This window comes from Streptomyces sp. NPDC037271, assembly GCF_055603605.1.
This window is the reverse complement of the sequence record NZ_JBVJVN010000025.1, coordinates 84,773-105,619: the sequence shown is the minus strand read 5'-3', so window position 1 is coordinate 105,619 and position 20,847 is coordinate 84,773. Positions and strand designations below refer to the sequence as shown.

Annotated in this window: 14 protein-coding genes; 7 read left to right on the top strand and 7 right to left on the bottom strand. The window is 73.6% G+C overall.

The genetic code is table 11. The features are described from left to right. Window positions 1-18 precede the first annotated feature (18 nt). Window positions 19-1,644 (top strand): EAL domain-containing protein, encoded by a 1,626-nt coding sequence (locus ACZ7G3_RS30185; protein WP_470929294.1) that lies wholly within the window; start codon window positions 19-21, stop codon window positions 1,642-1,644. Window positions 1,645-1,872: 228 nt separating this feature from the next. Here ACZ7G3_RS30185 and ACZ7G3_RS30180 read toward each other — a convergent pair whose 3' ends face one another. The 4 genes from ACZ7G3_RS30180 to ACZ7G3_RS30165 are packed head-to-tail and all read right to left on the bottom strand — an operon-like array spanning window position 1,873 to window position 6,259. Continuing rightward, on the bottom strand, window positions 1,873-2,478 hold the full coding sequence (locus ACZ7G3_RS30180) for a GTP-binding protein (RefSeq protein ID WP_470929292.1): 606 nt from the start codon (window positions 2,476-2,478) through the stop codon (window positions 1,873-1,875). 58 nt (window positions 2,479-2,536) lie between these two features. Beyond that, entirely contained in the window at window positions 2,537-2,932 is a 396-nt protein-coding gene (locus ACZ7G3_RS30175) for a DUF742 domain-containing protein (RefSeq protein ID WP_426600402.1), read from the bottom strand. A gap of 10 nt (window positions 2,933-2,942) precedes the next feature. After that, the gene (locus tag ACZ7G3_RS30170) at window positions 2,943-3,377 is read right to left on the bottom strand and encodes a roadblock/LC7 domain-containing protein (protein WP_426600403.1); all 435 of its coding nucleotides are present in this window, start codon (window positions 3,375-3,377) and stop codon (window positions 2,943-2,945) included. Next, a complete protein-coding gene (locus ACZ7G3_RS30165) occupies window positions 3,374-6,259 on the bottom strand; it encodes a sensor histidine kinase (RefSeq protein ID WP_470929290.1) in 2,886 nt (961 codons plus the stop codon). The genes ACZ7G3_RS30170 and ACZ7G3_RS30165 overlap by 4 nt, the downstream gene beginning before the upstream one ends. A gap of 421 nt (window positions 6,260-6,680) precedes the next feature. On the opposite strand from ACZ7G3_RS30165, the gene ACZ7G3_RS30160 reads away from it, so the two are divergent. Beyond that, entirely contained in the window at window positions 6,681-7,250 is a 570-nt protein-coding gene (locus tag ACZ7G3_RS30160) for a hypothetical protein (RefSeq protein ID WP_426600474.1), read from the top strand. A gap of 53 nt (window positions 7,251-7,303) precedes the next feature. Here ACZ7G3_RS30160 and ACZ7G3_RS30155 read toward each other — a convergent pair whose 3' ends face one another. Both ACZ7G3_RS30155 and ACZ7G3_RS30150 read right to left on the bottom strand, forming a co-directional pair. Next, window positions 7,304-8,530, bottom strand: coding sequence for an NAD(P)/FAD-dependent oxidoreductase (locus tag ACZ7G3_RS30155; protein ID WP_470929288.1), 1,227 nt, complete (start codon window positions 8,528-8,530; stop codon window positions 7,304-7,306). After that, entirely contained in the window at window positions 8,527-8,850 is a 324-nt protein-coding gene (locus ACZ7G3_RS30150) for a bifunctional 3-phenylpropionate/cinnamic acid dioxygenase ferredoxin subunit (protein ID WP_426600406.1), read from the bottom strand. Before ACZ7G3_RS30150 ends, ACZ7G3_RS30155 begins: the two co-directional genes overlap by 4 nt. Window positions 8,851-9,055: 205 nt before the next feature. On the opposite strand from ACZ7G3_RS30150, the gene ACZ7G3_RS30145 reads away from it, so the two are divergent. The 5 genes from ACZ7G3_RS30145 to ACZ7G3_RS30125 all read left to right on the top strand — a co-directional run bounded on the left by ACZ7G3_RS30145 (window position 9,056) and on the right by ACZ7G3_RS30125 (window position 16,161). Then, entirely contained in the window at window positions 9,056-9,913 is an 858-nt protein-coding gene (locus tag ACZ7G3_RS30145; RefSeq protein WP_426600407.1) for an IclR family transcriptional regulator, read from the top strand. Window positions 9,914-10,273: 360 nt separating this feature from the next. After that, the gene (locus ACZ7G3_RS30140) at window positions 10,274-11,359 is read left to right on the top strand and encodes an S-(hydroxymethyl)mycothiol dehydrogenase (protein WP_470929286.1); all 1,086 of its coding nucleotides are present in this window, start codon (window positions 10,274-10,276) and stop codon (window positions 11,357-11,359) included. Beyond that, window positions 11,356-13,812 carry a GcvT family protein gene (locus ACZ7G3_RS30135; RefSeq protein ID WP_470929284.1) on the top strand — a complete coding sequence of 819 codons (2,457 nt, stop codon included), beginning with the start codon at window positions 11,356-11,358 and terminating at the stop codon, window positions 13,810-13,812. The genes ACZ7G3_RS30140 and ACZ7G3_RS30135 overlap by 4 nt, the downstream gene beginning before the upstream one ends. A 19-nt stretch (window positions 13,813-13,831) precedes the next feature. After that, complete coding sequence (solA, locus tag ACZ7G3_RS30130; protein WP_470929282.1) at window positions 13,832-15,037, top strand: N-methyl-L-tryptophan oxidase; 1,206 nt, start codon at window positions 13,832-13,834, stop codon at window positions 15,035-15,037. Next, on the top strand, window positions 15,034-16,161 hold the full coding sequence (locus tag ACZ7G3_RS30125; protein ID WP_470929281.1) for an aromatic ring-hydroxylating oxygenase subunit alpha: 1,128 nt from the start codon (window positions 15,034-15,036) through the stop codon (window positions 16,159-16,161). Before solA ends, ACZ7G3_RS30125 begins: the two co-directional genes overlap by 4 nt. Here ACZ7G3_RS30125 and ACZ7G3_RS30120 read toward each other — a convergent pair. Beyond that, window positions 16,158-20,807 carry a hypothetical protein gene (locus ACZ7G3_RS30120; RefSeq protein WP_470929279.1) on the bottom strand — a complete coding sequence of 1,550 codons (4,650 nt, stop codon included), beginning with the start codon at window positions 20,805-20,807 and terminating at the stop codon, window positions 16,158-16,160. The two genes, ACZ7G3_RS30125 and ACZ7G3_RS30120, sit on opposite strands and share 4 nt — an antisense overlap. Window positions 20,808-20,847: the final 40 nt, after the last annotated feature.

The following is a 20,847-nucleotide window of genomic DNA, read 5'->3' as shown; positions in this document are numbered from 1 at the left end:
CGGCGCCATTCTGCTCCCGTGCGCTCCTGGACGGACACTCTCCGCTTCGCCTTCCAACCGGTGGTCAACCTGATGACCGGCGGGGTCACGGCGCTGGAGATACTCGCCCGCCCGGAGACCGGCGACATCCTGGCCGAGGCCCGGCGCGACCCGGAACTCGACGGCCGGCTGGCGGTGGCGGCGTTCCGCGCGGCGGTCCGCAAGGAGACGCTGCTGCCGCTGCACGTCAACGTGTTCGCGGGCACGCTCGCCGACCTCGGTGGGCTGGAGGAGCTGCACGGCGCCGTACGCGAGGCGGGACGGATGCCGTGGGAGGTGACGGTCGACGTCTGTCCTCCGTACACGCATGTTCCGCGTCGCGCCCTGCTGGAGGCGGTGACCGCGTTGCGGGGCCAGGGGTTCCGGGTGTGCGCGGACGGCGTCGGTGACGGGGACGCGCCGCTGCGGCTGCTGACGGACCTGGCGCCGGAGCTGGTGAAGCTCGACGCGTCGTTGCTGGCGCGGCCGGCGGCCGTACGGGCGATGCGGGTGCTGTGCGACGAGCTGGGGGCGCTGCTGTCCGTGGAGGGCGTGGAGACGGAGTCGCAGTGCGCTGCCGCGCGGTCGGCCGGGGCGCAGTTGGCGCAGGGTGAGTTGTTCGGGCCGCCGACGCGGCTGCCCGCGGCGGACGTGTACGTTCCGGCCGGTTCCGCCGGCGTCGTACCGGCACCGCGCTCGGGGCCGTCGGTACGGCAGTTCGTGCGGCCGGCCGCGCTGCTGCCCGTGACGGCTTCGGCGGGGCAGGTGCGGGCGCTGCTGACCGGGTCGCCCGACGTGTCCGGGGTGCTGCTCGTGGACCGGGAGGGGGTTCCGGTGCGGTCGGTGCACCGCTCCCGCTTCCTGCTGTCGATGTCGGCTCGCTACGGGCACGCCCTGTACGCCGACCGGCCCGCCGCGAAGCTCGGTGACCTGCCGCGGACGGTGGGGGTCGACGCGACGGCCTGGGAGGTGTTGGACGTGGTGGCGGTCGGCGGCCCGGGCCGTACGTCGGACGACGTGGCCGTGGTCGACGCGTGCGGCCGGTGCGTGGGCGTCGTGCGGCTCGCGGATCTGGTGCGGGCGCTGGCCGAGAGCCGGGTCGAGGAGGCGGCGGGGCTCAATCCGCTGACGCGGCTGCCCGGTTCGGACGCGATCACGGGCGAGGTGGACCGGCGGATCGCGGACGGGCGGGCGTTCGCGCTGAGCTGGCTCGACGTGGACCACTTCAAGCAGGTCAACGACGGGGCCGGCTTCGCGGCGGGTGACGAACTGATCCGGGCGATCGGGCGCACGCTGCTGCAGAAGGCGGCGGGCTCCACGCGCGTGGGGCACATCGGCGGTGACGACTTCCTGGTGCTCACCGACCCGGACGGGCTGGATCCCCTGGCCACCTCCGTGCTGGACGTGGCGTGGTCGGCCGGCGGGCGGCCCGTGACGCTCTCCTTGGCGACGGTCCTGTGCCCGCCGGGCGGCGTGCCGGACCACCGGCAGGCGGCGGCCTGCCTGGCCCCGCTGAAGAAGGCCGCGAAGGCCCTGCACGGGGCGAGTTGGGTGCTGGGCCGGGCGGGCGTGCCGGGGTGGGAGGTCCGGCGCGGCTCGGACCGGGCGGCGGCGTCGGCGGGGTGAACCGGGCCGGCTCCGTGGGCACCGAGGCGCGACCGTGCGGCCGTCGTCGGTCAGGTCGGCGTGTACGTCGGGAGGGCCGGTGTCCACCGTCGGCAGCCGTCGGCCCGCGCTCGCGGTGCCGTTGCGGCCGGTGCTCGTCCCGCGGGCCGCGAACCGTTGCGGCCGGTGCTCGTCCCGCAGGACCCGCACCAGTGCGGTCGGCGTGTGTCGTCTCCGTGCCCCCGGCCGTCACGTCATGACGGCCGGGCGGCGGTCCGCCGCCTGGGCCATGGCGTGCTGGACCACGCCGATGAGTGTCTCCTTGACCGACTCCCGGTCACGGGCGTCGCACATCACCAGGGGCACGCCGGCGTCGAGGTCGAGGGCCTGGCGTACGGTTTCCGCCGGGTAGCGGGCCGCCCCCTCGAAGCAGTTGACACCGACCACGAACGGGATGGAACGGCGTTCGAAGTAGTCGACGGCGGCGAAGCAGTCCTCCAGGCGGCGGGTGTCGGCCAGCACGACGGCACCGAGCGCGCCCTCGGAGAGCTCGTCCCACATGAACCAGAACCGCTCCTGGCCGGGTGTGCCGAAGAGGTACAGCACCAGGTCCTCGCGCAGCGTGATCCGCCCGAAGTCCATGGCCACCGTGGTGGTGAGCTTGCCCTCCACACCCTGGACGTCGTCGACGGGCCGCCCGGCCTCGGTGAGCAGTTCCTCGGTACGCAGTGGCCGGATCTCACTGACCGCGCCGACGAGGGTGGTCTTGCCGACGCCGAAGCCGCCGGCCACCAGGATCTTGAGCGTGACGGGCTCGACCGGCGGCTTGCCGCGCTGAGAACGCCCGAAGATCATCGATTTCTTCTCCTTAACGTGCCGCTTGCCGTGCCGCTTGCCCTGCCCTGAGGCCGCTTCACAGTGCCCTCAGCCCGTTGATCACGTCGCGCAGGATGTTCTCGTCCGGCAGCTCGGCCGGGGGCACGGGCCGGTTCACGTGGACGAGTTCGGCGTCCACGAGGTCTCCGACCAGTACCCGTACCACGCCGATGGGCAGGTCGAGTTCGGCGGCGAGTTCAGCGACCGACTGCGGGGTGTCCCGGCACAGTCCGACGATGTCCACGTGCTCCGGGGAGAGCGTGACGTCCGCCTCCGGATCGTCCCCGTGGGGTTCCGTGACCACCATCGCGATCAGGTCGAGGCGGTGCTGGGCCGCACTGGTGGTGCGGCCGCGCGTCATGGCGTACGGACGGACGACGGGCCCGGCCTCGTCGTCGAACCAGTGGTTTCTTCCCTGACCGTCTGCGCTCATGTCATCCCACTTACCCGCCCGAGGACAGATCGGTGCGCGGAGCGGTGCCGAGATGCACGCCGACCCGCTTGACGAGGAGGGTCATCTCGTAGGCGACCTGGCCGACGTCGGAGTCGGCGTCCGACAGGACGGCGAGGCAGCTGCCGTCACCGGCGGCGGTGACGAACAGGAAGGCGTCGTCGAGTTCGACGACCGTTTGCCGGACGCTGCCCGCCTCGAAGTGCCGGCCCACGCCCTTGGCGAGACTGTGGAAACCGGACGCCACGGCGGCCAGGTGTTCGCTGTCCTCCCTGGTCAGGTCCTTGGAAGCCCCGGTCGCCAGACCGTCGCCGGACAGGACGACGGCTTTGCGGATGCTCGCGACACGGTCCACCAGGTCGTCGAGGAGCCAGTTGAGCTCCCCGGACTTGGTCGTGGTGTGGCCGGTCGTCTTCGGTGCGGTCATCGACCGTCCCCCTTACTCGTTTCCTGTGGTGCTTGTGGTGCCGTACCGCCGGGGACGTCGTCCCCCGCGGCGTTCTCCTCGCGGCCGCGCTGCCAGCCGCGTTGGAGCGAGGCCATACGGCTGCGCACTTCCTCGGCGTCCCGGTCGGCGGGATCCGAGCGGTCCTCGGCGGGCGGTTCGGGGCTCTGTCTGAGCTGGGGTGCCAGGCTTGCCTGCCGCACGCGCCGGGGCAGCGCGCCCGCACCGGGTCCGGAGGCGTCCGGGATTCCTCTCTGGACGCCGGGGGCGCGGTCGGCGTGCCACGAGCGGTCCTCGCCGTTGCCGGACACGGGGCCCCTGCGCGCGGCAGACGCGCCGCGGCGGCGAGCGGGGAGGGACGACAGCGCGTCGGGCTCCGGGCGGTCGGCGTCACGACCGTTGGTGCCTCCGTCGCCGCGGTCGTCGGTGCGGTCGTCGGTGCGGCGGCGGGTCGGCAGCGCGGGCGGCTCACCCGTTCGTGCCTGGGGGCCTGGCCGGGTTGCCGTGCGCTCCGCGTCTGCCGGAGCCGCCTCGCCCGCGTCCCGGGGGGCCCGTTCGGAGACCGGGCGCCCGTGTGAACTGACCAGCTTGGGGGTCCGGCGGCGGGGCAGCGCGACCGGCGCGCTCGTCCCGTCCTCGTCCCGCGGCGACTCGCCTTCGACGGCGGGCTCCTGACGTCGCCGTTGGGCGCGGCGGGCCACCCGGTCGTCGTCCGCCGCGACGAGCGAGCGGTGCGGGCGGAACAGGCCGCCCCGTTCGCTGTCCTGGCCGTCGAGGGCGCCCGGCAGGTCGTCGAGGGCGTCCAGGTCGACAGGCGCCTCCAGTTCGACCGGGCCGTCCAGCAGCGGGGCCGGCCGGTCCGGCGACCGTGCGGGCATGTGGGAGAGGGCGGACCGGCGGCTCTCCGCCCCCTCCTTCTTCTTGACGTGCTGGGGGCGGTCGAGACGGAACCCGACGCCGTTGGTGTCCGGCGCGTCGTCCGTGAGCAGCGCGTCGGGCACGAAGACGACCGCGGTGGTACCGCCGTACGGCGAGGGCTGCAGGGACACCCGGACGTTCTGCCGCTGGGCGAGCCGGCTGACGACGAAGAGACCGAGCCGGTCGGTGTCGGACAGCTCGAACTCGCGTGTCTCGGCGAGCCTGAGGTTGGCGTCGAGAAGGGCGTCGGCCGCCATGCCGAGGCCACGGTCGTGGATCTCCAGGGTGAAGCCGTTGGCGACACGCTCGCCGAGGACCTGCACCGCGGTGTGCGGCGGCGAGAACACCGTGGCGTTCTCGAGGAGTTCGGCCACGAGGTGGGTGAGGTCGGCGACCGCCGGTCCGGTGACGGCGATCCGGGGCAGCCTGCGGACCTCGATGCGCTCGTAGTCCTCGACCTCGGCGACGGCGGCACGCACCACGTCCATGAGCTGGACGGGCTTGCGCCACTGCCTGGACGGGGCGGCGCCGGAGAGGATGACCAGGCCCTCGGCGTGCCGGCGCATACGCGTGGTCAGGTGGTCCAGGCGGAACAGGTCGGCGAGTTCCTCGGTGTCCTCGGTGCGGCGCTCCATGGTGTCGAGCAGGGTGAGCTGCTTGTGCAGCAGCACTTGACTGCGGCGCGCGAGGTTGACGAACACCTCGGAGACGCCGGCGCGGAGTTCGGCCTGTTTGACGGCTGCTTCCACCGCGGCCCGCTGGAGGGTGTTCAGTGCCTGGCCGACCTCGCCCATCTCGTTCCTGTCGTACTCCAGGACCGGCACCTCGGTCTCCACGTCCACCTTCTCGCCGGCCGAGAGGCGGCGCATCACGCTGGGCAGGCGTACGCCGGACGCCTCGTGGGCCTCCATGCGCAGCTGCCTGAGGTCGCGGATGAGGGAGCGGCCGACGCGTACGGACAGGAAGAGGGAGTACAGCAGCGCGATCAGGCCGAGCGCGCCGGCGACGACCACCTTGGCGATGACGTTCGTCGCTACCGGGTCGACGCGGTCCTGGTAGCGGTCGGCGGCGTGATCGTCGAGGGCGCCGAGTTCGTCGAGCACACGGCCCGCGGCGGTGTCCCAGCTCTTGGCGGTGACGCCGCGGGGCGTGCCGGCCTCGGTGGAGACGGCCGCCTCCTCGGCGACGCGCAGGGGGGCGGAGGAGGCGTTCTTCCAGAAGCGCTGGTACCGCCCTCGTTCGGCGGCGGGCAGCAGCGGGAGGTTGATGTCGTACATCATGGTGCGCTGGGCCACGAGGTCGGAGACGTCCCGCGTCTCACCGCGGGTGAGCCGGCCGGTGACGAGGGCGGAGCCGAGGAGGGCGTCCTCGCGGGAGAGCAGTTCGCGGGCGCGTGAGACGTTGACGAGGGCTCGGTACTGCTTGTCCAGGCCCACGTTGTCGACGACGTGCAGGTTGGCGAGCAGTTCGTGGCAGGAGTCGACGAGCCGGTTGTAGAGGCCGAGCGCCTGCGCACGCTCGACGGTGCCGTCCTCCACGCTGCGGCGCAGCGAGCCGATGCCGTCGAGGGCGTCCAGTACGGCGGTGAGCCGTTCCTCCTCGGCCTCGCGCAGCGCGTCGCGTACGTCGGCGTCCGCGGCGTTGCGGCGGATCTCGGCAAGGGCCTCGTCGGTGGCTGCGCGGCTGCGCCGCAGGGCGGAGAGTCCGTCGGAGGCGCGCGGGTCGGCGAGGTGGACCAGGGTCTGGCGGCGTTCCTGCTGGAGGACGCGGACGGTGTCCTCGACCGGGTAGCCGATCTCCTCGACGACGGTCGAGACACTGAACAGCCGGCTCGCCTCACGCCCCGTGAGCACCGTGGCGAAGGCCCAGATCGCGGTCAGGGACACCAGCGGCACGAGAAGCAGCGCCACGATCTTCCGGCGGATCGACTTCCCGCGAAAGCGCATGGCCTCCCCCAGCTCGACCCCCACCGGCAGGGGGTGCACATGTACGTCAACAAACGGCGCGAGCCTACTACTGACGCGCAGGTAACTCGAAGACCCGTCCGGGGCGCGAACCTCCGCACCCCCGCCGGGCGATGGTCAGTTGTCCGGTCATTGGGGGAGATTGCCTCCCGGGATCCGGTGGCGGTCGGGGAGGAGCTTCCTCGTGGTATGGCGGGCGGATTGGCCGGAATTTTTCGACTGTGCGGGATTTTCGGGAATCTTGGAGGCCCGTCGTTCGTCCTTCACTACGGGAAATCGAGGCGGAATCGGCCGCGGGGGCCGCATCCCGGCCTCGAGCGGCGTAAAGCAGCGCAAGCAGGGCAGCCAGAGGGGAGCCGTGCTTCGTACACGGGAGAGCTGTCTGCTGGCGGTGGGGAGTGACATGTCGATGGGCACGGCGGAGCGGCGCAAGGCGCCGGAGGGCGGCAGTGCGGCCGAGTTGACGGCCCGCTCGGTCCCCGAGGTGCCGGATGACGGCATCCCGGCGGCGGGGCCGGACACGTCGGCGCGTGAGCGGCCGGAGCGGTCGGGCCGGCCGGAGGCACGGGAGCAGGAGTCGGCCTACCGGCCGTTGTGGACCGAGGAGCCCGCGCGGCGGCGTCGCCTGCCGGACCCGGTGCGTACGGCGGCCGTCCGCGCGGTGCTGGTCGTCGCCGTTACGTTGATCATGGCCATGGTGGCCTTCCTGTGCACGCTGGCGGAATCCTGGCTGGCGTTCCCCATGGTGATCGGCAGCGTGGCGGGCACGGTGGTGGCCACCTGGGGCGTGCTGGACGTCTGGGTGACGAGGCAGGTCTGGCACCAGCGGCACGGCGTGGTGTCGATGCCGAGCAGCACCGCGCGGGCCATGCGACGCGAGCGTCGCCGTGCCAGGCGGCAGGCCCGGTCGGCGGAGCGGGCCCAGGAACGGATACGCCGGCAGGGCGGCGCGGGGCGGTTGTCGCACGGTTGAATGGCCGGGTTCCGGAACATTCCTGAGTGAACGGGCTACGGCGGGGCCGTGTCTCACGGCGCGGCCGACCGCAGACGGTCGGCCGTCGGTTGGATGCGGTCGGCCGCGGGCCGGTTCCACCCGGCCTCGCGGGCGATGTCGCGTCGGGCCCGCATGAAGGGGCGTGGCCGGTCCACGGCGAGTACCGCGGTCGTACGACCGTCGCGTTCGTATCGGACGAGGAAGCCGCCCTCGGCCGGCGCTCCGTCGGAGACCTCGCCTTCGGCGATGCGGGCGGTGTCGCCCTCCAGGCGTCGGCCGGCGAACTGAAGGCAGGCACCGTACTGGTCGGACCAGAAGTACGGCAGCGTTCTCGCGCTCTCCACGGTGCGTCCGGCGAGCAGGTTGGTCACGGCGGCCCGCGGCTGTTGCGTGGCAGAGGTCCAGTGCTCCGCGCGCGTGCCGCCGACGCGGGCGACGTCGCCGACGGCGACCACCTGCGGCAGGGACGTCACACAGCCCTCGTCGCACAGGACGCCGTCGTTCAGGGCCAGTGACGACCCCGCCAGCCAGGCGGTGTTGGGCGTGGCACCGATACCGACGACCACCACGTCCGCGGGCAGGGTAGGACCGTCGGCGAGTGTCACCGAGGTGACGGCGGTCGTGCCGTGCAGTGCGGCCACGGACGCGCCGGTGACCAGTTCCACACCACTGCGGCGGTGCAGCGCGGCGCAGACGGCGGCCATCTCGGCGCCGAGTTGGGGCACGAGCGGGAGCGGAGCGGCCTCGACGACGGTGACCGTGTGACCGAGGGCGGCGCACGAGGAGGCGGTCTCCGCGCCGATGAAGCCGCCACCGATGACGACGACTCTGCGGGGACCCCGGGTGAGTTCCGCGCGCAGGGCACGGGCGTCGTCCAGCGTACGCAGGGTGTGGACGCCGTCCAGGCCGTCGCCGGCCAGGCGCCGGGCCGAGGCACCGGTGGCCACGACGACGCCGTCGGTGGACACCGTACGGCCGTCGTCGAGCAACACCGTACGGCCGCGGGCGTCCAGGCCGCGGGCGCGGACGCCGAGCAGCCACTCGGCGTTCAGCTCGGCGGTCTCCTCCGCATCGGTGAGGGCCAGTCGGTCCTCGTCCGCCCGGCCGGTGAGGAAGTCCTTGGAGAGGGGAGGACGGTCGTAGGGGCGGTGGGGCTCGTCGCCGACCACCACCAGCCGGCCGTCGAAGCCCTGGGCACGCAGTTCCCGGGCGGCGTACAGGCCGGACAGCGAGGCGCCGACGACCGTCACGGTCCTCATGCGGCGCTTCCCTCCTCCGTGGCGAGGCCGACGTGGACGATGCCGTCGTGGACGGTGACGCGGTGGGTGCGGACGGGCCTGCGAGCCGGGAGGCAGGTCGGCCGGCCCGTACGGAGATCGAACGAGGCGGCGTGCAGCGGGCATTCGACGAGGCAGCCCTCCAGCCAGCCCTCGGACAGGGAGGCGTCCTGGTGGGTGCATGTGTCGTCGATGGCGTAGAGATCACCGTCGTCGGTGTGGAAGACGGCGATCGGCGGGCTCGTCCCCACGCGGGCGGACTCCCCCTTGGGGAGGTCTTCGAGGCGGCAGACGGGAATCATGGCTCCCCCTCTCGGTCCGGAGCGCGTGTTCCCGACGGTGCGGGACGCGTACTCTTCCGGGATCCGGACGCTTCGGTAACATGATGTTTCACATGACGCATTGAAGAGCGTCATGCGCAACAGAATCCGGGGCGGGTGCCCGTGGCGTCAAGGGCTTCCCGCAGATGCGGTCCGAACGGGGCCGCCAGGTGGTGGGAGTTGAGCCATGACCCGCACACAGAACCAGCCCGACCATGGTGAGGAGCACGTGGAGAACGCGGAGGACTTGGCGCGCTCGGCCCCCTCGGGCAGGCAGGCCGGCAGAGGGACGGCGAGCGCCGTGCAGTCGGTCGACCGCGCGGTGAGCGTGCTGGAGATCCTCGCCCGGCACGGGGAGGCGGGCGTCACCGAGATCGCCGACGAGCTGGACGTGCACAAGTCCACCGCGTTCCGGCTGCTCGGCGTGCTGGAGAACCGCGGCCTGGTGGCCCAGGAGAAGGAGCGGGGCAAGTACTACCTGGGTGCCGGCGTACTGCGCCTCGCGGGGGCGGCGGCAGTGCGCCTGGACATCTCGCAGGAAGGCGTACCGGTGTGCCGCGAACTCGCCGACGAACTCGGGGAGACGTCGAACATCGCGGTGCTGGACGACGACGCGGCGGTCAACGTCATGCAGGCCCGCGGCACCGCCTCCGTGACCGCGCAGAACTGGCTCGGCCGGCGCACTCCGCTGCACGCCACCGCCAGCGGCAAGGTGCTGCTCTCCCACCTGCCGCCCACCCTGCGCGAAGGCCTGCTGGCCCGCCCGCTGCACCGGTTCACCGAGCACACCGTCACCGGCGCGGCGGTGCTGCGGGGCGAGCTGGAGGCCGTGGCCGGGCAGGGTTACGCGATCACGCAGGAGGAACTGGAGATCGGGCTCGCCGCCGTGGCGGCGCCCGTCCGTTCCCACGACGGCAAGGTGATCGCCTCGATCAGCGTCTCGGGGCCGGTGTACCGGCTGACGCCGGACCGGCTGCCCGGCCTCGCGAAGCGTGTCCTGGCGGCGGGGGCCGAGCTGTCCCGCCGCATGGGGTACGGCTCCTGAGCCGACGACGGGAGGCACGGGACGGGACGGGCCCGAACGACGGGCCGGGCCGGGCCGAAGCAGACAACCGCGGCGCGGGACCGGGATCCCCGAGGGTTCCTCCGGCCCCGCGCCCTTCCCCCGGCCTGCCTTCCTGCGTCCCGCCCTTCCTGCGTCCCGCCCTTCCTCCGTGCCGCCCTTCCTCCGTCCCCTGCGCCGTGGTGTGTCCGGTGTGTTCCGGCCCTGGTTCCTCTCACCCTTCGGCCCCCGTTCCTCTCGCCAAGGGTCGCCCGGTCCTCTTGACGGCCGCTCGATGGCCTTCTCACTATGTTCCTCAGCGCGCAACCCATCGTGCAATGCGCAACAGCAGAGGAGCTTGTCGTGCCACACGAGGTCCGTGCCGTAGTCGCTGTGAAGAAGGGCGCACCGGTGGAGGTGCAGACGATCGTCGTCCCGGATCCGGGGCCCGGCGAGGTTCTCGTCGCGGTACAGGCCTGCGGGGTCTGCCACACCGACCTGCACTACCGGGAGGGCGCGATCACGGACGGCTTCCCGTTCCTGCTCGGCCATGAGGCGGCCGGCACGATCGAGGCCGTCGGAGCGGGCGTCCACGATCTGCGGCAGGGCGACTACGTGGTCCTCGCCTGGCGGGCGCCCTGCGGCGGCTGCCGTTCCTGCCGGCGGGGCCGCCCCTGGTACTGCTTCGACTCCCGCAACGCCGCCCAGCCGATGACCCTGCTCGACGGCACCGTGCTGACCGCCGCCCTCGGCATCGGCGCGTTCGCCGAGATGACGCTGGTCGCGGCGGGGCAGGCGGTGAAGGTCGACCCGGCCGCCCGGCCCGAGGCGGCCGGTCTGATCGGCTGCGGGGTGATGGCCGGGTACGGAGCCGCGGTCCACACCGGCGCCGTCAAACGCGGCGACTCGGTCGCCGTCATCGGCTGCGGTGGCGTCGGCGACGCGGCGATCGCGGGCGCCGCCCTCAACGGCGCCACGAAGATCATCGCGGTGGACGTGGACAGCGGGAAACTGGACCGGGCGGAACGGTTCGGCGCCACACACACCGTCGACTCCCGCGGCACGGACCCGGTGGAGGCGGTCCGCGCCCTCACCGACGGCCACGGCGTGGACCTCGCGATCGACGCGGTGGGGCGTCCGGAGACGTTCCGTCAGGCCTTCTACATGCGCGACCACGCGGGCGTGCTGGTCCAGGTCGGGGTGCCCGCACCGGAGACGACGGTCGAGCTACCGCTCATCGACGTGTTCTCGCGCGGTGGCGCGGTCAAGTCGTCCTGGTACGGCGACTGCCTGCCGAGCCGGGATTTCCCGTTCCTCGTCGACCAGTACCTGCACGGGATGCTGGACCTGGGCGCCTTCGTGTCGGAGACGACCTCGATGGACCGGGTGGAGGAAGCGTTCGCCAAGATGCGGCGCGGTGAGGTGCTGCGCTCGGTGGTGGTCCTGTGAGCGCCCGCGACGCCCACCCCCAAAGCCCCCGCGTGGTCGTCATCGGCGCCGGCATCGTCGGCTGCTCCCTCGCCGACGAGCTGACCGCCCGCGGGTGGCGGGACGTCACCGTCCTCGAGCAGGGCCCGCTGCCGGCCCCCGGCGGTTCCACCTCCCACGCGCCCGGCCTCGTCTTCCGGACCAGCCCGTCCCGGACCCTGACGGCCTTCGCCCAGTACACGGTCGACAAGTTCAGCTCCCTCGAGGCGGACGGCGTGCGGTGCTTCGCCCCGGTCGGCGGCCTGGAACTCGCCACCACCTCGGAACGCCTCGCCGACCTGCACCGCAGGGCCGGCCATGCCGCCGCCTGGGGTGTGCGCGGCGAGGTCGTCGACACCGCCCGGTGCAAGGAACTCTGGCCGCTCCTCGACGCGTCGGTGGTGCTCGGCGGCTTCCACACCCCCGGGGACGGCCTGGCCCGCGCCCTGCACGCGTCCCGTGCCCAGCTCGACCGGGCCACCGCGCGGGGTGCCCGCTTCCTCGACCGGCACACGGTCACCGGCATCGAACGGCGGGACGGCCGGGTCACGGGCGTCGTCACCGACCGGGGCGCGTTCCCCGCCGACCACGTCGTCTCCGCCGCCGGTTTCTGGGGGCCGGTCGTCGGCCGCATGGCCGGCGTCGACGTGCCCCTGCAACCGCTCGCGCACCAGTACGCGAGGACCGGGCCGGTGCCCCGGCTGAGCGGCGCCACGGCGGAGGCCTCGAGGCCGATCCTCCGCTTCCAGGACCGCGACCTGTACTTCCGGGAGCACACCGACCGGCTCGGCATCGGCTCCTACGCCCACCGCCCGCTGCCCGTGGACCCCTTCGCCGTCCCCGCCTACGACGAGGCTCGCGCCCGGGACATGGACATGCCCTCGTCCTACCCCTTCACCCCCGACGACTGGGCGCCGAGCTGGGAGGACTGCCGCCGGCTGATGCCCGCCCTGCGCGAGACGGAGATCGAGTCGGGGTTCAACGGCGTCTTCTCCTTCACCCCGGACGGCATGCCCGTCCTCGGCGAGTCGCGCACGCTGCGGGGATTCTGGCTGGCGGAGGCCGTCTGGGTCACCCACTCGGCCGGTGCCGCCCAGGCCGTCGTCGAGTGGATGGTGAACGGGCGGCCGTCGCTCGACGTGCACGAGTGCGACCTCACGCGTTTCGAGGAGGCGCAGCGTTCACCGGCGTACATCCGTGAGCGCGGTTCACAGCGGTTCACCGAGGTGTACGACGTCGTCCACCCGCTTCAGCCGACGGGGCGGCCGCGCCCCCTGAGGGTCAGCCCCTTCCACGCCCGGCAGCAGCGACTCGGCGCGTACTTCCTGGAGGGCGGAGGCTGGGAACGCCCGCACTGGTACGAGGCCAACGCCGGCCTCGCCGCGGACCTGCGGCTCCCCGCCCGCGACGCCTGGTCGGCCCGGCACTGGTCTCCCGTCGCCGCGGCGGAGGCACGGACGACCCGCGAGAAGGCCGCCCTGTACGACATGACCCCGCTGCGCCGCCTGGAGGTCACCGGCCCCCGAGCCCTGGACTTCCTGGACCGCATGACCACCAACAACCTCCGCAGGAAGCCGGGCGCGGTCACCTACACCCTGCTCCTCGACGAGACCGGAGGCATTCGCTCCGACCTCACCGTCGCCCGCCTCGCCCCCGACCGCTTCCAGGTCGGCGCCAACTCCCCCGCCGATCTCGACCACCTCCTGCGCCACGCACCCGACGGAGTGCACATCAGGGACATCACCTCCGGCACCTGCTGCATCGGGGTCTGGGGCCCGCTCGCCCGCGACCTCGTCCAGCCACTGGTCCCGGACGACTTCTCGCACGAGGCGTTCGGCTACTTCCGCGTGAAGGAGACGTACGTCGGCCATGTCCCGGTCACGGCCATGCGCCTGAGTTACGTCGGTGAACTCGGCTGGGAGCTCTACACCACCGCCGACCTGGGGCTCAGGCTCTGGGACACGCTGTGGGAGGCCGGCCGGAGCCTGGGGGTGGTCGCGGCCGGGCGTTCCGCCTTCGACTCCCTGCGCCTGGAGAAGGGGTACCGGGCCTGGGGCACGGACATGACCGACGAGCACAACCCGTACGAGGCGGGCGTCGGCTTCGCGGTCCGGATGGACAAGGCGGACTTCGTCGGCAGAGCCGCGCTGGAGCGCGCGGGCGCGCCGGCCCGGCGTCTGACGCCCCTCCTCCTGGACGACCCGGCCGCCGTGGTCATGGGCAAGGAGCCCGTCCACGTGGACGGCACGCCCGCCGGATACGTGACCAGCGCCTCGTACGGCTACACGCTCGGCCGCTGCGTCGCCTACGCCTGGCTCCCCGCCGGTCTGGCCACCGGCACCGGTGTGCACGTGGAGTACTTCGGGGAGAAGGTGCCCGCCACGGTCGCCGACGAGCCGCTGTTCGACCCGCAGATGTCCCGTATCCGCCGCTGAGGCCCCAGGAGGCTCGCTCTTGTCCCCCACCTACGACGTGATCGTCATCGGTCTCGGCGGCATGGGCAGCGCCGCCGCCCACCACCTGTCCGCGCGGGGTGCCCGTGTGCTGGGCCTGGAGAAGTTCGGCCCGGTGCACAACCGCGGCTCCAGCCACGGCGGTTCCCGGATCACCCGGCAGTCGTACTTCGAGGACCCGGCGTACGTCCCCCTGCTGCTGCGCGCCTACGAGCTGTACGAGGAGTTGGAGCGGGCCACCGGCCGGGACATCGCCCTGCTGTGCGGCGGGGTGATGGTCGGCCGCCCCGACTCCTGGACCGTCTCCGGTTCGCTGCGTTCGGCACGCGAGTGGGACCTGCCGCACGAGATGCTGGACGCCCGGGAGATCCGCCGCCGGTTCCCCACGCTCGCCCCGCAGGACGACGAGGTCGCGCTGTACGAGGCCAAGGCCGGTCTCCTGCGCCCGGAGAACACCGTCGCCGCCCACCTCCAGCTCGCCACCCGGCAGGGCGCCGACCTGCACTTCGACGAGCCGATGACCCGCTGGGAGCCGTACCGGGACGGCGTGCGGGTGCACACCGCCGAGAACACCTACACCGCCTCCCGGCTGGTGGTCTGCCCGGGCGCGTGGGCACCGCGGCTGCTCACCGACCTGGAGGTGCCGTTCACGGTCGAACGGCAGGTCATGTACTGGTTCCAGCCGCGGAACGGCATCCGGCCCTTCCACCCCGACACCCACCCGATCTACGTCTGGGAGGACGCGGCCGGCGTCCAGGTCTACGGCTTCCCCGCCATCGACGGCCCCGACCGCGGTGCCAAGGTCGCCTTCTTCCGCAAGGGGCGGGCCACCACCCCGGAGACCATCGACCGGACGGTCCACGACCACGAGGTCGAGGCGATGGCCGCCCACCTGTCCGGTTGCGTCCCCGACCTGCCCGGAACCCTCCTCAAGGCCGCGACCTGCATGTACACCACCACCGCGGACGAGCACTTCGTGATCGCCCGGCATCCCGCGCACCCCGACTCGGTGGTCGTGGCCTGCGGCTTCTCGGGGCACGGCTTCAAGTTCGTGCCCGTGGTGGGCGAGATCCTCGCCGACCTGGCCCTGACCGGCACCACCGCCCACCCCATCGGTCTGTTCGACCCCTCCCGCCTCCGCTCCCGGCTTCGCCCGGGCGGGGGGTCCCACACCGCCGCCCCGCCCGCCCGAGGAGCACGCACGTGACGACGACTCCCCCGTCCCCCAGTCTCATCGCGACCCTGCCGGGCCACTACTACACCGACCCGGAGGTCTTCCGTCAGGAGCAGCGGCACGTCTTCGAGTCGATGTGGTTCTGCGCCGTCCGCGGGGCCGACCTCGACCGGCCCGGCTCCTTCCGCACCGTGCAGGTCGGCCGCGAGAACGTCGTCGTCACCCGCACCCGCGCGGGCGGACTCCGCGCCTTCCTCAACATCTGCCGGCACCGCGGGGCCCGGCTGTGCCTGGAGGAGTCCGGCCAGGTACGCCGCGGCCTCCGGTGTCCGTACCACGCGTGGACCTACGACCTCGACGGCAGGCTGGTCGCGGCGCCCAACCTGACGAAGATGCCGGACGTCGACCGCGCCGCGTACGGCCTGGTCGGGGTCGCCGTGCGCGAGTGGCTCGGCTACGCGTGGGTGTGCCTGGCCGAGGCGCCGCCCTCCTTCGAGGAGACGGTGCGGGGCGCGGCCGTCGAACGGCTCGGCGACCCGGCCGCGATCGAGCGGTACGGGACCGAGAACCTCGCGCTCGGGCGACGCGTCAGGTACGACGTGCGGGCCAACTGGAAGCTGATCGTCGAGAACTTCATGGAGTGCTACCACTGCGCGACCATCCACCCCGAACTCACCGACGTCCTGCCGGAGTTCGCCGACGGGTACGCGGCCCAGTACTACGTGGGCCACGGCGCCGAGTTCGGCGAGGAGGTGAAGGGCTTCACGGTCGACGGCGGCGAGGGCTTCGGCACGCTGCCCGAGTTGTCACCGGGCCAGGACCGTCGCTACTACGCCATCACCGTCAAGCCGACGGTCTTCGTCAACCTCGTACCGGACCATGTGATCCTGCACCGCATGTTCCCGCTCGCCGAGGACCGCACGGTCGTCGAGTGCGACTGGCTGTACGCCCCGGACGTCGTGGCGTCCGGGGCGGACCTGTCGCGGTCGGTGGAGCTGTTCCACCGGGTCAACACGCAGGACTTCGCGGCCTGCGAGCGGACCCAGCCGGCCATGTCGTCCCGGGCGTACCGTGCGGGCGGGGTGCTGGTCCCGACCGAGCACCACATCGGGGTGTTCCACGAGTGGCTGCTGGAGCGGCTGGACGAACCTGCCTAGGCGGGTGACTGGGCCGGCCGTCTGAACATCCGGGTCGCCGTGATCTCGCTGTGGACCGCCTCGCCGCCGCCCTCACCGGCCGGGGTCGGCTGGGGCAGTCCCGGCCGCAGGTGCTCCTCCACGCTGATGTACTTCAGGCCCGCCCGGAGGTCGGCGTCGTTGCGCAGCCGGATGACCAGCGGGAACTCCGCCAGCGCGGTCGTGTCGAACAGGCCGGTGGTGTACAGGAGCTGGACGCCGAGCGCGTCGGACACGGCCCGCTGGAGCTCCAGCAGATAGGTGGCGTTGGCGCGGCCGATGGGGTTGTCGAGGAACAGGGTGCCGGCGTGGCGGTGCCGGTCGCGGCCCCGGTCGTTGCTGCGGAGCGCGGCCATCGTACAGTAGAGGGCGATGGCCGCGGTGAGCAGCTGCCCGCCGGAGAAGACGTCGCCCATCTGGCCGACGGGGACCCGCTCGGCGCGCAGTACGGCATCGGGCTTGAGGATCTCGACGGCCACGCCCTTGGGCTGGAGTGCGGCGGCCACACCGCGCAGCAGCAGGGACATGCCGTCGCGGCGCAGGTCGGAGTTCTTCTTCACGGCCGCGCGGGTGGCCTCGTCGACGACCTCGCCGAGCCGCTCGGTGAGCGTGGCCTGATCGGGTTCCTCGAAGCGGATGCGCAGGAACTCCTGCCCGGACCACTCGCCGAGGCCCTCCGGGAGCCGGGAGAGCCGCTGGGCGGAGCGGAGCGTGGCGAGTGAGGACTCGACCAGGCCGCGCAGCCGGTCCACGATCGAGTCGCGGTTGCGCTCCAGCTGTGCCAGCTCGTCGGTCAGGACGCGCAGGCGGGGTGCGAAGGCGTCCGCCCACTTGGCGGCGTGCTCGGGCAGCGCGGAGGCGGGCAGCTCGCGGATCTGCTGGCGCGCGGGGGTGCGGACCTGCTCGTAGCGGGTGGAGTTGGCGTGGCGGACGAGGGCGTCGCTCGCCTCGCGCACGGCGGCCTCGGCGGCGGACAGGTCGGCGGCGCAGCCGCGCAGCGAGCGGCGGGCCTCGGCGGCGGCCCGGCGGGCGTCCTCCAGGCCGCCCGGGTAGGGCTCGGGCTCCTCCTGCTCCTCGTCGGCCGTGTGCTCGCGCATCAGGTCGCGGAGCATGGCGGCGATCTCGTCGAAGCCGCCGGCCGCGTCCTCGGCGGCACGGTGGGCGTCGAGGAGTTCGGCGTGCGCCTCGCGGGCCTGGGTGAGTGCCTCGGTACGGGAGGCGAGTTCGGCGGTCGCCGTGCGCAGCAGGGTCTGGGCGTGCCCGGCGTCGCGCGGGAGGAGTTCCTCGGGGAGTTCGGTGTGGGCGTCGCCGTCCTCGGGTGCGTGCCGTTCGGCCTCGCCGCGCAGCCGGCCGAGCTGCTCGCTCGCGCTGGACACGCGGGTCTCCAGGAGCTGCACCAGCTCCTCGGCGCGGGCGGCGGCGGCCTGCCGGGACGGTCCGTCGGAGCCGTCGGGCGACTCCAGCAGCTGCCCTGCCCGGGTGCGGACCTTGTTGCTGAGCCGGTCCAGGTCCGCGCGCGCGGCGCTCTCGTCGCTCTCCGCGCGGGCCTGTTCGGCGCGCAGGTCGGCGCCGACGCCCACCTTCTCGTAGAGCTGGGAGGCGGCTCGGTAGGCCTCGCGGAGGGCGGGCAGGGACGACTGCGGCGTGTCCGTGCCGTCCTCGGGTACGTCGTCGGGGGCGCCGGCGATCTCGGAGCGCTCGGCGCGCAGTGCGCGTGCGGTGCGGCGGGCGTCGTCGGCGGCGCGCTGGGCGGCGCGCCGGTCCTCGTCGGCGGCGCGGGCCCGCTCCAGGCAGGCCTGGGCGCGGGCCTCGGCCTCGGCGCCCTCGTCGGCCAGTTCACGGAGCCTGACCTGCCAGCCGGCGCGCTCGCGCAGCCGGAAGGCGAGTCCGGCGAGGGCGTCGGCGGCCCGGCGGGCCTTCTGCGCGGCCTCCTGCCGTTCGTCCCGCAGCCGTACGGCCTCGGCGGCGCTCTCGTCGGCCTCGGCCCGCACCGTGCGCGCCTCGGTCAGTTCGGCCTCGGTCTCCTCGGCGAAGGCGTGCGCTTCCTCGGCGGTCCGCGCCAGCTCGGCGAGGCGCCCGGCGGGGCAGCCGGTGCGCCAGGAGGCGAGCCGGGCCGCCAGTTCCCGGTCCTTGCCGAGCCGGGCGGCAAGGGTGCGGATCTCCTCGTCCCGCTCCGTCGCCCGCGCGCGCAGGGCGTGCCGCTCCTCGTCGGCGGCGTGCTCGTCGTGCATGGCGGGGTTCGGCGGTACGAGGAAGACGTCGCCGGCGTCGGAGCCCGGCGCGGGGGTGGGTGCGAGCAGGGCGGCGGCCGTACCGACGGCGACGGCGGAGCGCGGCAGCAGGGCCGCGTCGCCGAGGACCTCGCGGGCGCGGGTGTGCGAGTCGGGGTCGGTGATGACCACGCCGTCGACCAGCTCGGGACGGGCGGCCAGCACGCGCGCGTGGTCGGCCGGGTCGACGGCCTGCGCGAGGTAGCGCCAGCCGGGCAGGGCGGGGATGCCGTGCTCGCCCAGGAACTCCACGGTGGCCAGCACGTCCGGCCCGGGCGGCAGCAGTCCGCCGTCGCCGAGCGCGCCGAGGATGCGGGAGTCGTCGGCGGCGGCCGTGCGCAGCTCGAACAGCTGGCGTTCGGCGGAGGAGACGGTGTCGTCGAGGAGCTCGCGCAGTTCGTCGGCGAAGCGGTCGAGTTCCTCGGGGGTGAGGACGCCGTCGGCGGCCTCGGGCGCGGCGGCCGGGTCCCGGTCGGTCTCCTGGCGGGGCCGCGGGACACCGGGGCGGGTCTCGGCGGCCAGGCCGAGCAGCTCCGCCAGCCGCTCCTCGGCTGCCAGTGCCCCGGCCGTGCGGCGCTCGGCCTCATGGGCGCGTCCGGCCGCGGTGGCCGCGTCCGCCGCGCGGGCCGCCGTCAGTTCGGCGCGGCTCTCGGCGGCGGCCGCCTCACGCGCGTGCTCCGTGGCCCGGTGTGCCGCCTCCCGGGCGGTGTCCCAGGCCGCGACCGTCGTCTTCTCCGCGTCGCTGGCGGCGAGGGCGGCGCGGGCGGGATCGGCGTCGGGCGCGCTGTCGTCGAGCCAGCCGGCGCGGACCGCCTCGTCGGTCTCCTGCTCGACCTCGGCGAGTCGCTGGCGCAGATGCCCGGCCTCGCTGCGGGCCCGCTGCGCCTCGGTGGCCGCGGTGGTGGCGTCCCGGTGGGCGGCGTCGCTGACCTCCTGGAGGGAGGCCGACCGCTCCTCCTCCTCGTTGGCGTGGTGTTCGACCTTCCCGGCCGCCGCGTGCAGGGCGCGGACGAGGTCGACGGCGGCCTTGGAGCGGGCGGCGAGCGCGGGTGCGGCGTCCCGCTCGGCCTCCTGGATCGCGGCGGACACGCGGGCGACGCGGTCGGCGGCGGCGCGGTGGCGCAGGACGGCCTCGGCGGCCTGCCAGGCGGAGTGCAGGGTGCGCGCGTCGGCGAGTTCGCGCTTCTGCGCGGCGGCCGACTTCTCGGCCGCGGTCAGGGCCAGCGAGGCGTGCCGGTAGGCGAGTTCGGCGGCGATGAGGGCGCTGCGGTCCTGGGCCGACTCGGCGTGCGTGACGGCGTACGCGGCGGCGGTGACCCGCTGGGCGAGGTCGCCGGCCCGACTCCGCTCCTGGGCGCCGCGGGCGGTGAGCCGGCGGGCCAGGGTCCTGGTCCGGCGTTCGGCTGCGCCGTGGATGTCCCGCGCGCGCGTGCGGGCGTCGGCGGCCTCGACGATACGGCCGAGGAGGTCGACGGACCCGGCGGTGAAGTCGCGTTCGGCGATCAGCTCGGCACGCCGGCCCAGTTTGCTGCCGAAGCCGCCGACCAGGTCGGCGAGTCCGTCGGTGTCGCGGGTGTCGGTGACGGCGCGCAGCAGCAGGTCGGTGAAGTCGGAGTCCTTCTTGACCGCGAAGAGACCGGCGGCCTCGCCCTCGTCGGCGTTCATCTCGCGCTGGTAGCGGAAGAGTTCCGGGTCGAGGCCGAGGTCGGTGAGGTGCTCGATCCAGCGGTCGTGGATCTCCTCCCAGTGCACTTCCAGGTGCGGGTAGGCCTTCCCGGCCTCGGTGATGGCGTCCCGGAAGCCCTTCATGGTGCGCCGTCGGCCCTGGGCGCCGGAGACGCCCTCGACGGGCGGGCGGACGGCGGTGGCCTCGGCGACGGGCAGGTTGTCCAGGGTGAGTCCGGGGCCGGGCCGGAAGGAGTACCAGGCCTCGGCGAACTTCCGCGGGTCGCCGGAGACCTGGCGCCCGCGCCACTCGCTGACCTTGCCGACGACGACGCACTCGCCGGTCTGCACGTGCTGCCACTCCAGCGCGACGTGTCCGCAGTCGTCGGCGAGCAGGAACTTGCGCAGCACTCCGGAGCTGGCGCCGCCCAGGGTGTTGCGGTGGCCCGGCAGCATCACCGAGAAGATCAGCTTGAGCAGGACGGACTTGCCGCCGCCGTTCTCCAGGAACAGCACGCCGGCCGGCGCGGGCCGGCGCGGGGGGCCGACCGGCTCCTCCTCGAAGAACTCCGCCTGCGTGGGCGCGGGGTCGGGCACGGGCCGGCCCACCCCACGCAGGTCAAGCACGGTGTCGGCGTAGCGCGCACCGGCGGGTCCGATGGAGTAGAGGCGGACCCGGGACAGCTCGTACATGGCGGACTCTCGTAAGTCTTCGTGAAAGTGGTGTGCGGGG

Bases quoted from the DNA above. Each gene is read 5' to 3' on its own strand.
- ACZ7G3_RS30180 (WP_470929292.1), bottom strand. From the start codon at position 2,478: ATGATCTTCGGGCGTTCTCAGCGCGGCAAGCCGCCGGTCGAGCCCGTC.
- ACZ7G3_RS30175 (WP_426600402.1), bottom strand. From the start codon at position 2,932: ATGAGCGCAGACGGTCAGGGAAGAAACCACTGGTTCGACGACGAGGCC.
- ACZ7G3_RS30170 (WP_426600403.1), bottom strand. From the start codon at position 3,377: ATGACCGCACCGAAGACGACCGGCCACACCACGACCAAGTCCGGGGAG.
- ACZ7G3_RS30165 (WP_470929290.1), bottom strand. From the start codon at position 6,259: ATGCGCTTTCGCGGGAAGTCGATCCGCCGGAAGATCGTGGCGCTGCTT.
- ACZ7G3_RS30160 (WP_426600474.1), top strand. From the start codon at position 6,681: ATGTCGATGGGCACGGCGGAGCGGCGCAAGGCGCCGGAGGGCGGCAGT.
- ACZ7G3_RS30155 (WP_470929288.1), bottom strand. From the start codon at position 8,530: ATGAGGACCGTGACGGTCGTCGGCGCCTCGCTGTCCGGCCTGTACGCC.
- ACZ7G3_RS30150 (WP_426600406.1), bottom strand. From the start codon at position 8,850: ATGATTCCCGTCTGCCGCCTCGAAGACCTCCCCAAGGGGGAGTCCGCC.
- ACZ7G3_RS30145 (WP_426600407.1), top strand. From the start codon at position 9,056: ATGACCCGCACACAGAACCAGCCCGACCATGGTGAGGAGCACGTGGAG.
- ACZ7G3_RS30120 (WP_470929279.1), bottom strand. From the start codon at position 20,807: ATGTACGAGCTGTCCCGGGTCCGCCTCTACTCCATCGGACCCGCCGGT.